The sequence below is a fragment of the Pseudomonas sp. SJZ079 genome (assembly GCF_007993865.1).
GTDB lineage: Bacteria > Pseudomonadota > Gammaproteobacteria > Pseudomonadales > Pseudomonadaceae > Aquipseudomonas.
In genome coordinates this window covers 319,654-332,694 of the sequence record NZ_VIUH01000002.1, presented here as the reverse complement: position 1 = coordinate 332,694, position 13,041 = coordinate 319,654, and the positions used below count along the sequence as shown (strand labels likewise).

At 64.0% G+C, this 13,041-nt stretch carries 13 protein-coding genes and 2 pseudogenes; 8 read left to right on the top strand and 7 right to left on the bottom strand.

All coding sequences use genetic code 11. The features are described 5' to 3' along the window. Positions 1-61: 61 nt before the first annotated feature. The 6 genes from FBY03_RS03685 to FBY03_RS03655 form a co-directional block, all read right to left on the bottom strand. Positions 62-1,879, bottom strand: coding sequence for an ATP-binding protein (locus tag FBY03_RS03685; protein ID WP_178090543.1), 1,818 nt, complete (start codon positions 1,877-1,879; stop codon positions 62-64). Between the two features lie 189 nt (positions 1,880-2,068). After that, positions 2,069-2,938, bottom strand: a complete 870-nt coding sequence (rfbD, locus tag FBY03_RS03680; protein ID WP_147170839.1) for a dTDP-4-dehydrorhamnose reductase — start codon at positions 2,936-2,938, stop codon at positions 2,069-2,071. Further along, positions 2,935-3,480 (bottom strand): dTDP-4-dehydrorhamnose 3,5-epimerase, encoded by a 546-nt coding sequence (rfbC, locus tag FBY03_RS03675; protein ID WP_147170838.1) that lies wholly within the window; start codon positions 3,478-3,480, stop codon positions 2,935-2,937. Before rfbC ends, rfbD begins: the two co-directional genes overlap by 4 nt. Then, positions 3,477-4,349 carry a glucose-1-phosphate thymidylyltransferase RfbA gene (gene rfbA / locus FBY03_RS03670; protein WP_147170837.1) on the bottom strand — a complete coding sequence of 291 codons (873 nt, stop codon included), beginning with the start codon at positions 4,347-4,349 and terminating at the stop codon, positions 3,477-3,479. The genes rfbC and rfbA overlap by 4 nt, the downstream gene beginning before the upstream one ends. After that, the gene (gene rfbB, locus FBY03_RS03665) at positions 4,346-5,443 is read right to left on the bottom strand and encodes a dTDP-glucose 4,6-dehydratase (RefSeq protein WP_147170836.1); all 1,098 of its coding nucleotides are present in this window, start codon (positions 5,441-5,443) and stop codon (positions 4,346-4,348) included. Before rfbB ends, rfbA begins: the two co-directional genes overlap by 4 nt. Before the next feature lie 305 nt (positions 5,444-5,748). Continuing rightward, a complete protein-coding gene (locus FBY03_RS03655) occupies positions 5,749-6,183 on the bottom strand; it encodes an Rrf2 family transcriptional regulator (protein WP_147170835.1) in 435 nt (144 codons plus the stop codon). A 181-nt stretch (positions 6,184-6,364) separates the two neighbouring features. Between FBY03_RS03655 and FBY03_RS03650 the strand changes: the two genes are divergently transcribed. Then, positions 6,365-7,255, top strand: coding sequence for an NAD(P)/FAD-dependent oxidoreductase (locus FBY03_RS03650; protein ID WP_147170834.1), 891 nt, complete (start codon positions 6,365-6,367; stop codon positions 7,253-7,255). A gap of 109 nt (positions 7,256-7,364) precedes the next feature. Beyond that, complete coding sequence (locus FBY03_RS03645; protein ID WP_147170833.1) at positions 7,365-7,610, top strand: class I SAM-dependent methyltransferase; 246 nt, start codon at positions 7,365-7,367, stop codon at positions 7,608-7,610. Positions 7,611-7,732: 122 nt separating this feature from the next. Here FBY03_RS03645 and FBY03_RS03640 read toward each other — a convergent pair whose 3' ends face one another. Then, the gene (locus FBY03_RS03640) at positions 7,733-9,331 is read right to left on the bottom strand and encodes a winged helix-turn-helix domain-containing protein (RefSeq protein WP_147170832.1); all 1,599 of its coding nucleotides are present in this window, start codon (positions 9,329-9,331) and stop codon (positions 7,733-7,735) included. Between the two features lie 259 nt (positions 9,332-9,590). Between FBY03_RS03640 and FBY03_RS03635 the strand changes: the two genes are divergently transcribed. From FBY03_RS03635 to FBY03_RS03610, 6 genes and pseudogenes are all read left to right on the top strand, one after another. After that, a complete protein-coding gene (locus FBY03_RS03635; RefSeq protein ID WP_147170831.1) occupies positions 9,591-10,352 on the top strand; it encodes an SDR family oxidoreductase in 762 nt (253 codons plus the stop codon). An 82-nt stretch (positions 10,353-10,434) separates the two neighbouring features. Then, on the top strand, positions 10,435-10,848 hold the full coding sequence (locus FBY03_RS03630; protein WP_147170830.1) for a cupin domain-containing protein: 414 nt from the start codon (positions 10,435-10,437) through the stop codon (positions 10,846-10,848). Between the two features lie 99 nt (positions 10,849-10,947). Beyond that, positions 10,948-11,763, top strand: a pseudogene (locus tag FBY03_RS03625) (HlyD family secretion protein); the annotation flags it as partial. Beyond that, a pseudogene (locus FBY03_RS03620) lies at positions 11,736-12,401 on the top strand (MFS transporter); the annotation flags it as partial. The pseudogenes FBY03_RS03625 and FBY03_RS03620, both read left to right, overlap by 28 nt. 100 nt (positions 12,402-12,501) lie before the next feature. Beyond that, positions 12,502-12,738: a hypothetical protein gene (locus FBY03_RS23105; RefSeq protein WP_147170829.1), complete on the top strand. Its 237-nt coding sequence runs from the start codon at positions 12,502-12,504 to the stop codon at positions 12,736-12,738. A 37-nt stretch (positions 12,739-12,775) separates the two neighbouring features. Next, positions 12,776-12,955 (top strand): hypothetical protein, encoded by a 180-nt coding sequence (locus FBY03_RS03610; RefSeq protein ID WP_147170828.1) that lies wholly within the window; start codon positions 12,776-12,778, stop codon positions 12,953-12,955. The last annotated feature ends 86 nt before the right edge of the window (positions 12,956-13,041 follow it).

The following is a 13,041-nucleotide window of genomic DNA, read 5'->3' as shown; positions in this document are numbered from 1 at the left end:
GTGGAAACGGGCCACGCAAAACGTTCCTGACTGCACATCTCGTGCCCGAGTGGCGACTGGGCTAGCTTTCACTCGAAACAGCGGCCAAGGGCTGGTTGCCGCCGTGGTTGGCGGCGCGCAGACGCAGGGTCAGCAGGGCGCCGCCATCGGGGTGATTGGCGAACAGCAATTCACCGCCAAGGGCGCGCATCAAGGTATCGCAGATCGCCAGACCGAGACCCAGCCCCTGGGCGCTGGTCTTGGTGGTGAAGAACGGCTCGCGGGCGCGTTGCAGTGCCTCGGCAGAGAAGCCGGGGCCGTTGTCGTGCAGCTGCAGTTCGACGCACTCGGCGTTCTGTTCGGTGCTGAGCCAGAGGCGCCTGGGTTGCGGGCACTCGGCGAGGGCGTCGAGGGCATTGGCCAGCAGATTGCCGAGTACCTGGCGCAGGCGGGTTTCGCCGGCTTGCACCCATAGCGTGGCCTCGGGCAGATCGCGAATCAACTCGACCTGCATGGCCCTGCGGCGTTTCGCCAGCAGCGCCAGGGCATCGTCGATGGCCGGTTGCAGGGCCACGCTTTCCGGGGCGTGGCGGTCGCGCCGGGCGAAGGCGCGCAGGTGGGCGATGATCGAGGCCATGCGCTCGGTCAGCTGGCTGATCAGCTTGAGGTTGTCGCGAGCATCGTCGTTGCGTTGATGGTCGAGCAGCACGCCGGCGTTGTCGGCGTAGCTGCGGATCGCCGCCAATGGCTGGTTGAGCTCGTGGCTGATGCTCGCGCTCATGGTGCCGAGGGCGGAGAGTTTGCCGGCCTGAACCAGTTCGTCCTGGGCCCGCAGCAGTTCCTGCTGGGCCTGTTCGCGCTCCAGCACTTCCTGTTTCAGGCGGCTGTTGAGCCGCTCCAGGTCCTGGGTGCGCTCCTGCACCCGTTGCTCCAGTTGCTGGCGGGCGCGGGCGTCCAGGGCGATGCGCTCGAGGTAGTGACGACGCCGTTGCATCAACAACCCGAGCAGCAGCATCAACAGCAGCAGGGTGCCGCCACCTATGGCCACGGCGGTACGCACCGGACGGTCGATCAGCTGGCGCGGGGCGAGAATGTTCACCGTCCAGCCGGTTTCCGCCAGCTCGCGGCTTTGCCGAATCCAGGTGCGTGGCTCGATGCGCAGCGGCGCAGGCGCCAGGGTCGGGTAAGGGCGATTGGCGGCGATGGCCGCGCGCTCGGCATTGTCCAGCGGGCGGCTGGCATGGAAGCGCCAGTCGCTGCGCGAGGTGAGGATCACCACGCCGTTGGCATCGGTCACCAGCAGCTGTTCCGGGGTGTTGCCCCAGAGGGTTTCGGTATGGTCGAGGTCGACCTTGACCACCAGCACACCGAGGATGGCGGCGCCATCGCGCACCGCGGCGGCAAAGTAATAACCGCGCTTGCCGGACGTGGTGCCGAGGCCGAAGAAGCGCCCGGGCCGTCCGGCAAAGGCCTCGCGAAAGTAGGGGCGGAAGGCGAAGTTGCGCTCGATGAAGCTGTCCTGCTGATCCCAGTTGGAGGCGGCCAGGGTCTTGCCGCCAGGGTCCATCAGGTAGATCACATCGGCGCCGGTCTGCTCGCGCACCTGCTGCAGCAGGCGATTGGCATGGTTCAGGTCGGCGCTGTTATCCGGTTGCAGCAGCGCGTTACGCAAGGCCGGCAGGTCGCCGAGGATCTGCGGCAGCACTTCGTAACGGCGCAGGGTGCCCAGCAGGTTGGCGACATAGAGGTCGAGGGTCTGGCGGTTCTGCTCGATCAGCGCGCCGCTGTAATAGCGCTCGGCCAACTGTTGCAGCGGCCAGAGCAAGGGCGCCAGGAGCAGGGCCAGCAAGGCCAGGCTGCGCCAGCGCGGTCGTTTTGGTGAGGGGATGGTTGCGGTCATGGCATCCGGCGCCTGGGGGACAGCAGGCCATTGAAAAATGTAGCGAGCGATGGCTAGGCAAGGCGAAATCAGGCGAAAAAGCGCAGTGTACGAGCTGTACATGAGCATTTTGAGCCTGATTTCAACGCCGCATAGCCGAGCGCAGTAGTTTCTCAACGGCCTGACAGGCGCATTATGCACATTCGGGCCTCAGCGCGGGCTGTGCAAGCACTCCAGCAGAGCGTCGTGCCAGTTTGGTAGCTGGACCTGCCAGTCGCGTTGCAGGCGGCTGCAGTCGAGGCGCGAGTTGAGCGGGCGCTGCGCCGGAGTGGGGTAGGCGCTGCTCGGGATCGGCTGCAGCTGGCCGGCGCGCTTGCCTGCGGCGCGCAGCTGCTCGGCGATCGCGCTGGCGAAGCCGAACCAGGAGGTTTCGCCCTGGGCGCTGAGGTGATACAGACCCCAGGGCCCGGCTTGACCCTCACGCCAGCGCTGGATCAGCTGGACGGTGGTGCTGGCGATGCTGCCGGCCCAGGTCGGCGCGCCGATCTGATCGGCGACCACCTTGAGCTCGTCGCGTTCCTGCAGCAGGCGCTGCATGGTCAGCAGGAAGTTGCGTCCGTGCAGCGAGTAGACCCAGCTGGTGCGCAGAATCAGCTGCGCGCCGCCGACCGCTTGCAGCGCCCGTTCGCCGGCCAGTTTGCTCTGGCCGTAGACGCCAAGCGGGTTGGTCGGATCGCTCTCGACGTAGGGCGCCGATTTCGAGCCGTCGTAGACGTAGTCGGTGGAGTAGTGGATCAGTGGCGCACCCAGTGCGGCGGCTTCCTCGGCCAGCACCCCTGGCGCCACGGCGTTAATCGCGAAGGCCAGCTCGGGTTCGCTTTCGGCCTGGTCCACCGCGGTGTAGGCGGCAGCGTTGATGATCAGTCCGGGGCGCAGCGCGCGCACCTGCTGACGGATCTGTTCGGGCTGGGCCAGGTCCAGCTGCTCGCGGCCGCGCACTATCAGTTCGGCCTGATCCCGCAGGCTCGCATGCAGCTCGCGGCTGACCTGGCCGTGCTGGCCGAGCAACAGAATCTTCATGGCGCCAGCTCCGCATCGTCGAGGCTGAGGCCAGTCTGGTCCTTGCCGGAGAGTTGCGGCGCTTCGCTCAGCGGCCAGTCGATGGCCAGGCTCGGGTCGTCCCAGCGGATGCAGCGCTCATGCTCCGGGGCGTAGTAGTCGGTGGTCTTGTAGAGAAATTCGGCGAACTCGCTGAGCACCAGGAAGCCATGGGCGAAGCCCTCCGGCACCCACAGCTGGCGCTTGTTGTCGGCGGACAGCTGCACACCGACCCAACGGCCGAAGGTCGGCGAGCTGCGGCGCACATCCACCGCCACATCGAAGACCTCGCCGGCGGTGACCCGCACCAGTTTGCCCTGGGCCTGCTGCACTTGGTAATGCAGGCCGCGCAGCACGCCACGCTGCGAGCGTGAGTGGTTGTCCTGGACGAACTCGCGCTGCAGGCCGGTGGCCTCGGCGAAGGCGCGGGCGTTGAAGCTCTCATAGAAGAAGCCGCGTTCGTCGCCGAAGACCTTGGGTTCGAGGATCAACACCTCGGGTAGATCGGTTGCGATGACCTTCATGCGTGCTCCTCCGCCAGGCTGAACAGATATTGGCCGTAGCCGGTCTTGCCGAAAGCCTGGGCTTGGCTGAGCAATTGTTCGCGGTCGATCCAGCCATTGTGGAAGGCGATTTCCTCCAGACAGGCGACCTTCAGGCCCTGGCGATGCTCGATGGTCTGCACGTACTGCGAGGCTTCCAGCAGGCTGTCGTGGGTGCCGGTGTCGAGCCAGGCAAAACCGCGGCCGAAGCGCTCGACGCGCAGATCGCCGCGCTGCAGGTAGGCGTTGTTGACGTCGGTGATTTCCAGTTCGCCGCGGGCCGAGGGTTTCACCGCCTTGGCGATCTCGATCACGTCGTTGTCATAGAAATACAGGCCGGTGACGGCGTAGTGGGATTTTGGCTTGGCGGGTTTTTCCTCGATCGACAGCGCCCGGCCCTGTGCGTCGAACTCGACCACGCCGAAGCGTTCGGGGTCTTTCACCCAGTAGCCGAAGACGCTGGCCCCGGAGGGGCTGTTGACCGCGCGTTTGAGCTGTTCGCCGAAGCCCTGGCCGTGGAAGATGTTGTCGCCGAGGATCAGGCACACCGGGTCCTGGCCAATGAACTGCTCGCCGATCAGGAAGGCCTGGGCCAGGCCGTCTGGCGAAGGCTGCTCGGCATAACTGAAGCGCACGCCGAACTGGCTACCGTCGCCGAGCATCTTCTGGAAGTTGGGCAGGTCTTCGGGGGTGGAGATGATCAGGATGTCGCGGATGCCGGCGAGCATCAGCACCGAGATCGGGTAGTAGATCATCGGTTTGTCGTAGATCGGCAGCAGTTGCTTGGACACGCCGAGGGTAATCGGGTGCAGGCGGCTGCCGGAGCCGCCCGCGAGAATGATACCTTTCATGCGTCGTGCTCCTTGAGCGCACCGAGGCGCTCGCGTTGATAGCTGCCGTCCTGCACGCGGCGGCACCAGTCGAGATTGGCCAGATACCAGTTCACGGTCTTGCGCAGGCCGCTGGCGAAGGTTTCTTCGGGCTTCCAGCCCAGCTCGCGCTCGATCTTGCCGGCGTCGATGGCATAGCGCTGGTCGTGACCGGGGCGGTCCTGCACAAAGGTAATGAGTTCTTTGTAGGAGCCAGCTTGTGACCCGGCTGCTGCCCCGCGATCCGCTTGTCGCGGCGCCAGCTCGTCCAGCAAGGCGCAGATGCTTTCCACCACGTGGAGGTTCTTCTGCTCGTTATGCCCGCCAATGTTGTAGGTCTCGCCCACCCGCCCCTCGCTCACCACCTTGAGCAGGGCGCGGGCATGATCCTCGACATACAACCAGTCACGCACCTGCTGGCCGTTGCCATACACCGGTAGCGGCTTGCCATCCAGGGCGTTGAGGATCACCAGGGGGATGAGTTTCTCGGGGAAGTGGTAGGGGCCGTAGTTGTTCGAGCAGTTGGTCAGCAGCACCGGCAACCCATAGGTGCGCTGCCAGGCGCGCACCAGGTGGTCGGACGCGGCCTTGCTGGCCGAGTAGGGCGAGCTGGGTGCGTAGGGCGTGCTCTCGCTGAACAGGTCATCGACGCCGTGCAGGTCGCCATACACCTCATCGGTGGAAATATGGTGGAAGCGAAACGCCTGCTTGCGTGCCTCCGGCAGGCCTGACCAGTAAGCGCGACTGGCTTCCAGCAAGCTGTAGGTGCCGACTATATTGGTCTGGATAAACGCCGCCGGGCCGTCGATGGAACGGTCGACATGGGATTCGGCGGCCAGGTGCATGATGGCGTCCGGCTGAAACTGCGCCAGCGCGGCGCCGACCGCCGCCTGATCGACTATATCGGCCTGCAGGAATTGGTAGCGCGGGTTGTCCGCGACACTGGCCAGGGACTCCAGGTTGCCGGCGTAGGTCAGCTTGTCGAGGTTGAGCACCTGATGCTTGGTGTCGTTGAGCAGATGGCGGATCAGTGCCGAGCCAATAAAGCCCGCGCCACCGGTGACCAGAATACGCATGAAAACATTGCCCTCTGTGACTGACTGAAAATATGCCGCGTAGCTTGTCGACTGAGCGGCTTGCCTGCAAGCGTTGCCTGCGCAGGTTCGAGTTTCTTGAGGCGATGGCCGACCGCGACTCTTTCGTCTGGGTGGCATCTTCGACCCGCAGGCCATGGTGAATGCACCGAACCCAAAGGGCTCGACCACGTGGGGTAAGGCGGGCGTGTACATGCAGGTTCATCCGGGACTCCTGGAAGACTCTGCTGGTCGCACTTCCAGAATTCCGGGAATGCCCGGATGAACAATCTACTGAGAGATCACAGCTAGCGCCCTATCCCGTTGCATAAGGCATCGAAATCACCTGCCACCTTCGCCAAGGTGATCGTGCCCAGCCGGTTGATCAATAGAGCTTCAGCCTCACCTAGCGCTTCTTCCAGAGCGGCATTTACTACGCGCTCGACTGCGCACTCCGGATTGTCGTGCTCGTTACCGATGGCAAATATCCTCGGCCCTCCGACTGCATTGTGGATATCCAGCAAGGTGATGGACTCGAAATCTCCGACCAGCATCCAACCGCCGCCGTGGCCTTTCTCCGAGCGCACGTAGCCGGCTTGGCGCAGGCCCGCCATGGTGCGTCGGACCACCACGGGATTGGTGTGCAGCATCCCGGCGATCTGCTCAGAGGTGAAAGGATGATCGTGCTTGGCCATGTGCAGTAGCACGTGGAGCATGCGGGAGAGCCTGCTGTCCTTTCTCATTGAAGTGCCTCATAGCGTGCCTCGCGTCAGGCAAGGTCGATAATGACACTTTATAAGTTGCGTGAAAAAAAGTCCTCGTCATATCATGTAGCTCTAAATGTTTCATGAGTCACGGGGCTGCCAAGCAGGGATGCTGTCGCATGCCCGGGGCGGCATGGGCAAACCGTGGAGGGAAGCAGGTATGCAGTACGACGTGATAATTGTTGGCGGTAGCTATTCCGGCTTATCGGCCGCGTTGCCGTTGGCTCGTGCACGCCGCCGGGTATTGGTGGTGGATGAGGGCGTGCGGCGCAATCGGTATGCCGCGCATTCCCATGGATTCCTGACCCAGGACGGCAACGACCCGGCCACCATTGCCCAGCAGGGGCGTGAGCAGCTCATGACCTACAGGACCGTCGAGTGGCTCACGGGCAAAGCCGTAGGCGCCGAGCGGACGGACCAGGGCTTCCGCATCCGCATCGAGGGAGCTGAGCCGCGAGAAGCGAGCCGCATCATCCTGGCCAGTGGGGTTGTCGACCGCCTGCCCGATATCCCGGGCCTGGCTGAACGCTGGGGCAGCCGAGTCTTCCATTGTCCCTACTGCCATGGCTACGAGCTGGATCGTGGGAGGATTGGAATCATCGCCACTTCTGCTATGTCCATGCACTTGGCGCTTCTGTTACCGGACTGGGGAGACACGACATTGTTCCTGAACGAGGCGTTCGAGCCCAACACCGAGCAGCTGGCGAAATTATCCGCACGGGGTGTGCAGCTGGAGCGCGAGGTCGTCCATCGGGTCGACGGCGATCTGGACATTGTGCTTCGCAGCGGGCGTTCTCTTCGCCTGGACGGGCTGTTCGTGCCTACCCGGGTAGAGGTTGCCAGCCCTCTCGCCGCCATGCTGGGGTGCGAGTTCGATGAGGGTTTCTTCGGTCGGATTATCCGCACCGACGCCATGAAGGCGACCAGTGTGAAAGGCGTGTACGCATGCGGTGATGTTGCGCGAGCGGGTGGTTCAGTGCCACTGGCTGTGGGCGATGGGGCCATGGCAGGGGCCGCCACGCACCAGTCATTGGTTTTCGAGAACCACTGATTCAGCCGACTTCGGAGATCTGCATGCGTCCCTTTTCTGATCCGCAGGTGGTCGCCCGATACGCGAGGGCCCCGCTCGGCAGGTCCCCGGTTTCCATGGCTTGCAGCAGATGGCTGCGCTACTTCTGGCCGAGAAGGTGCACGAGCAGGGTCGGGTGTTGGTGCTCGGCGCGGGTGCTGGCCTAGAACTTAAAGTGTGCTGCCTGGTCCGGCCTGACGGGCGCTTCGTCGGCGTCGATCCCTCAGCGGATATGCTTGCGCTGGCCCGCCAGCCTCTGGGCGAGCTAAGCGCGCAGGTGGAGCTCCGCGAGAGCTACAGTGATGCCACTCCCGTGGAGCTAAAGGGATCGGAGTGATTGATTTTTAATCACTCCGATCCCATTAATCCCGACCCCTTTAATTGACCCCTACCGGACAAGAAAAATCGCTGTAGCGGTGAGTTACCGTGAGGCATCGGAGAGGGCCAATCAGGCCGCAATCACTCCGGTAACCCCGCCAACCGTAACCCCTGCGCAAACCGCGCGAAATCCTCGGGGCGTTGGATTGGCAGCCAGTCCTTCAGCTTCGAGACGCGCAAAGACGGATCCAGCTCGTGTAGGCGCTGCATCGCCAGCTTCGCCTTGTCCATTTGCCCGCTGAGCGCATGACTGGCCGCCTCCAGGGCAACCGCGACCAGTAGGCTGGGCAGGTTCCCCCGCGCCTTTTCTGCCCAGGCCGAGGCGCAGTCGAAGCGCCCGGCGATGAAGTGTGCGAGGGCCATCCCAACCTGCATCCGGAACATTTCCGGATCCAGCGGACTTAGGCGAGTGGCATGCGCCAGGTGCTCAATAGCGGCCTCTGTTTCACCGCGCAGCGCGCGCAGGGTGCCACCGAGGAACCAGGCGGGGGCGAGGTTGGGATTGAGCAGGCGCGCCCTGTCGAGCAGCGCAATGCCGCCATCGAGATCGCCCGTAAGATGAGCCAGGGCATGTCCGCCGCGGGTCAGCGCCACCGCATCATCGCGGCCAAGCTCCACCGCCAGGCGCCCGAGTCGCGCGCCCTCGGCGATCTCTCGCGTTCGGTCGCTCATCCAGCCATTCAACTTGCGCCAAAAATGGCACCAGGCCGCCATGCCATAGGCCGAGGCAAACTCCGGATCGAGCTCGGTGGCCTTGTAGAACAACGACAGCGCCTCCTCGATGGCTTCCCGGGTGCCACTGTGCAGTTTCGCCATGCCGCGCAGGTAATGGTCGTAGGCGTCCAGGTTTTCCGTCGGTTTGCGCTTGGCACGCTCGATTTCCGCCCGTTCGAGCTGCGGCGCGATCGCGCCGACGACGCTTTCGGTGATCTGGTCCTGCAGTTCGAAGATGTCGTCGAGTAGGCCTTCGAAGCGCTCCGCCCAGATATGCGTGCCGGTCGTCGCGTCGATTAGCTGCCCGGTGATGCGCACCTTGTTGCCGCACTTACGCACACTACCTTCCAGCACGTAGCGTACCCCGAGCTCCTGGCCGACGTCCTTAACGTCGACCATCCGGCCCTTGTAGGTGAAGCTCGAATTGCGCGCGATGACGAACAGCCAGCGGAAACGTGACAGGGCGGCGATGATGTCCTCCACCACGCCGTCGGCGAAATACTCCTGCTGCGGATCGCCGCTCAGGTTCTGGAAGGGCAGGACGGTGATCGAGGGCTTGTCCGGGAGGACGAGTGCGGCCGGCGGCGTTTCGTTTGCCGCAACGGGCACGCGTTCGCCGCTGCCTGGCCCGTCAGGCGGCGGTGCATCGCCGATCTCGCCGACCTTGAGCTCGCCGACGAAGCGGTAACCCTTACGGGGAACCGTGCGCACCAGGCGTTGCTCCTCGCCGGTATCGCCGACGGCCTTGCGCGCCGCATTGATGTGGCTGGTAATGGTCGATTCCGAGACGATCCGGCCGCTCCACACCGCCTCCAGCAGGTCGTCCTTGCTGACCACGTGATCGCCGTTGCTGACCAGATACAGCAACAGATCGAAGACCTGCGGGCCGACGGCCACGACTTGCCCACGCAAGCTCAGCTCCCGGCGGTCCTGATCGAGCACGTAGTCTTCAAACACGAATGGCAAGGCGAGTATCCCCTGGTCGAGCGCCCTCGACTCCGTGTCCGAGCTGGCGATTGGTACCTGGTCTGGATGATACGGCAGCGCCTATGCCGCTGCACCGTCGAGGGCAGAGGAGGCGATTCGCACCACGGCGCCTTTGGACGAAAAACCAAGCGTGGCCGAAGGCAAACTCAAGGCCGGCACAAGGACTTCCTCGGTGCGCACAGGCACTCTTTGCCCACATCGACAGCAAATGGTTGCCGTCGGAAAGCGGAGAGAAGCCATGAAAATCGTCGTCATCGGAGGCTCCGGTCTCATTGGATCGAAGCTTGTGAAGAACCTGCGCGAACGTGGCCATGACGCGCTCGCAGCCAGCCCACGCACGGGCGTGAACAGCATCACCGGCGAGGGCCTGGCCGAAGCGCTGGATGGCGCGGATGTCGTCGTCGACGTGGCGAACGCGCCGTCCTGGGAAGACCAGGCCGTGCTCGAGTTTTTCGAGACCTCGAGCCGCAACCTGCTGGCCGCCGAAGCTGCCGCCGGCGTCCGCCATCACGTTGCCCTGTCGATCGTCGGTAGCGAACGGCTGCCCGAGTGCGGCTATTTCCGCGCCAAGGTCGCGCAGGAAAGCCTCATCAAGGCATCCGGCATGCCTTACACCATCCTGCGTGCCACCCAGTTCTTCGAATTCGTCGGCGGCATTGCCCAGGCGGCCACCGTCGGCGAGGAGATTCGCCTGTCGCCGGCACTGATCCAGCCGATCGCGTCCGACGACGTGGCGGCGGCGCTCACCGAGGTGGCGCTGGCAGCGCCGGTCAATGGCACGCTGGAAGTCGGCGGTCCCGAGGCCGTGCCGCTCGACGAAATGGTCAGGCGCATGCTGCGGGCAACCCAGGACGCGCGCAAGGTCGTGGCGGACGTGCACGCGCGCTACTTCGGCGCGGTCCTGGACGATCAATCGCTGACCCCCGGCAAGAGCCCGCGCCTCGGCGCGATCCGCTTCGAGGATTGGCTCGCGCAGTCGACGGCCGAAGCGGGGCGTTGAAGCTTGCAAAGACAACTCAGGAAGGTGTCGACCCGCTAGCGGGCCGCGCCTTCACGACAAATACATTCGCAGGAGGATTGTCATGGTTACCCGATTTCTCTTAGCCGCGGCTTTCGCCGCACTGTCGATCGGCGCCGCGTCGGCCACTGAAGCGCCCGCCAGCAAGGTGACAGTCGTGTTTGACCGGCCCATTCCCAACATCCCTGGCAAGAGCATGAAGGGTGTGGTCGTCGAGTACGGGCCGGGCGCCGCGTCGCCGTCCCACACCCATCCGAAAACGGCCTTCATCTATGCAACGGTGCTGGAGGGTGCGTTTCGCATCAAAGTCAAAGGCCAGCCGGAAAAGATCTACCACGTCGGCGAAAACTTCGTAGAGGAGCCGGGTTCCGTGCACGAAGTCAGCGCCAATGCCAGCGACACGGAACCCGCACGCCTGCTGGCCGTGTTCGTCCTCGACAGCGACGAACAGGAGCTGGTCACCCCCACCCGTCAATAACCGCTCAACGCGCCGCGCGACGTTCGGCAGCCACTGGGCGGCAGGCTACTGCCGCCCAGTGGCTGCCGGGGTCTTTGGCCATTCAGAGGAAATCAGAGCATGAACGCGTTCCAGGACACGGCGGCCATTGCCACTGGCGCAAGCGCCGAGACCGGTGTCCCGGTGCCGCGGCGAAACAAGAGAAAGCTGCTCGGCATGCTGCTGTGCATCGGCGCCGTGGTGGTCGTGGCGGTCGGCGGGACCCTGGCGTTTACCAGCGCTCAGACCTCGACCGACAACGCTTATGTCCGTGGCGATGTCACCTCGCTCGCCGCCAAAGTGGCCGGCTATGTCACGGCGGTAGAGGTCGAGGACAACCAAAGCGTTCGGGTGGGTGAGGTGCTGTTCCGGATCGACGATCGGGACTACCGCGCACGGTTTGCCCAAGCAGCGGCCACTGTCAACGCTGCCCAGGCGCGCCTGACCAATGTCGATGCCCAGACCCAGCTGCAGCGCGCCCTGATTATCCAGGCCCAAGCCCAGAGGCGTTCGGCCGTGGCCGAGCTGAATCTGGCGACCAAGACCCACGATCGCAGCCGTAAACTCATTCGCAGCAACGCGGTCAGCCAAGCCCTCGTCGATGAAAGCGGCGCGGCGCGGGCGAAAGCCGAGGCGACACTAGCGGCCGCTTCGGCAACGGTAGAGGCGCAGCAGCAACGCATCGCCGTCCTGGTGGCAGAGCGCGAAGCCGCCGTGGCTGGCTTGGCGCAGGCACAGGCGGCGCGCGACCTCGCCCAGATCGATCTCGACAGCACTGTGATACGGGCGCCTGTGGCTGGCGTTATCGGTAACCGCCAGGTTCGTATCGGCCGCTTCGTTACACCGGGTGTTGGCTTGCTCGATATCGTGCCGGTCAACGACGGTTGCCCAGTGGCGCGTTGTTCATCGGCGGGCTGCTCATTTCCGCCTTTCTCTTCCAGGCCCGCCGCGTTCCGCCGGTCACCACCGTGCCCTTTGGCATCCTGATGATCATGCTGGCGATGTGGATGCTGTCCGGTTCGACCAGCGAAAGCGGCGCGGACGACATGATGGCCGCCATCCTGTTGCGCGGCCTGGGCCTGGGCTTCCTGTTTCTATCGATCACGCTGATCGCGTTCAGCAACCTCAATCAGCGAAACCTCGCCGGCGGAATTGGCCTCTTCAACACGGGTCGCCAGCTTGGCGGTCTTATGGGGGTCGCAGCACTGCAGACACTGATCGACCATAACGTCGTCGCGAATGTCGCGAATGTCGCGGCCCTCGGCGCTAACGTCACCGGCGGAGGGACCGCTGTCATTGAGCGGCTGACGACCACGACAGACCTGTTGACGGCGAAAGGGATGGACGCAGCGGCTGCTAGCCGGGTGGCGACGAGCCTTCTAGGCCGGGTCGTGACAGGTCAGTCCACAGTGATTGCCTTCGACACCGCGTTCATCGCGGTCACCCTGCTTTTTGTCATCGCTGCCCCCTTGCTGGTCGGCATCAAGCTCGGACTCTCCCGACAGGTGAAAGCGCGCGCCGCGCGAGCCGTTTAGCGCGAGACAGCCGACGCCAACTAGCACCTGCTCGAATTCTCCCTGATAGCTCCACTCGGCCGGCGCTCGCCACCGACCTCTGTCCCATGAGGTTTTCGCTATGTCCATCAATGCCGTGAGTATCCTGGAAATCCGCATCCGTCCAGGAGCCGATGCAAGGCTGGAGCAATGTCTGACGCAGTTCGCCACACGCCTCCAGGGGCTAGAGGGTTGCCTGGCCTGTGGCGTCACTCGGCGCATGCGCCAGCCGCGGCTATGGGTATTCAGCAGCTATGGGTGCAGCCGGGAAGAGATGGTCCGACCGTTCTTAACGGTAGAGCTGGACGAGTTGGTGTAACCAGGAAGACTTCACCGAGGTCACAAGTCGTTCGTATATGAGTGAGCTGGAGCTCGGCTCGAAATGCCCCACGCTGGAGAAGGTGGAAGCACTAGCCAGTGTATTGCTGATGCACCCACTCACTCTGTTGGTGAGCAGTTATATGCAAAAGGAAGGCCTTGATTTGGAGGCCATGCTCGCGTTGGTGAAAGATGATCTGTCCGTGGTTAAGGAGTAGTTCGGCATGGTCAGCGTGATGGCTTAGCCTCCTCCTCCCATTTTCCCTCCTCCTAGCTGTCCCTTCAGCCAGTGCGGCTGCCGCGC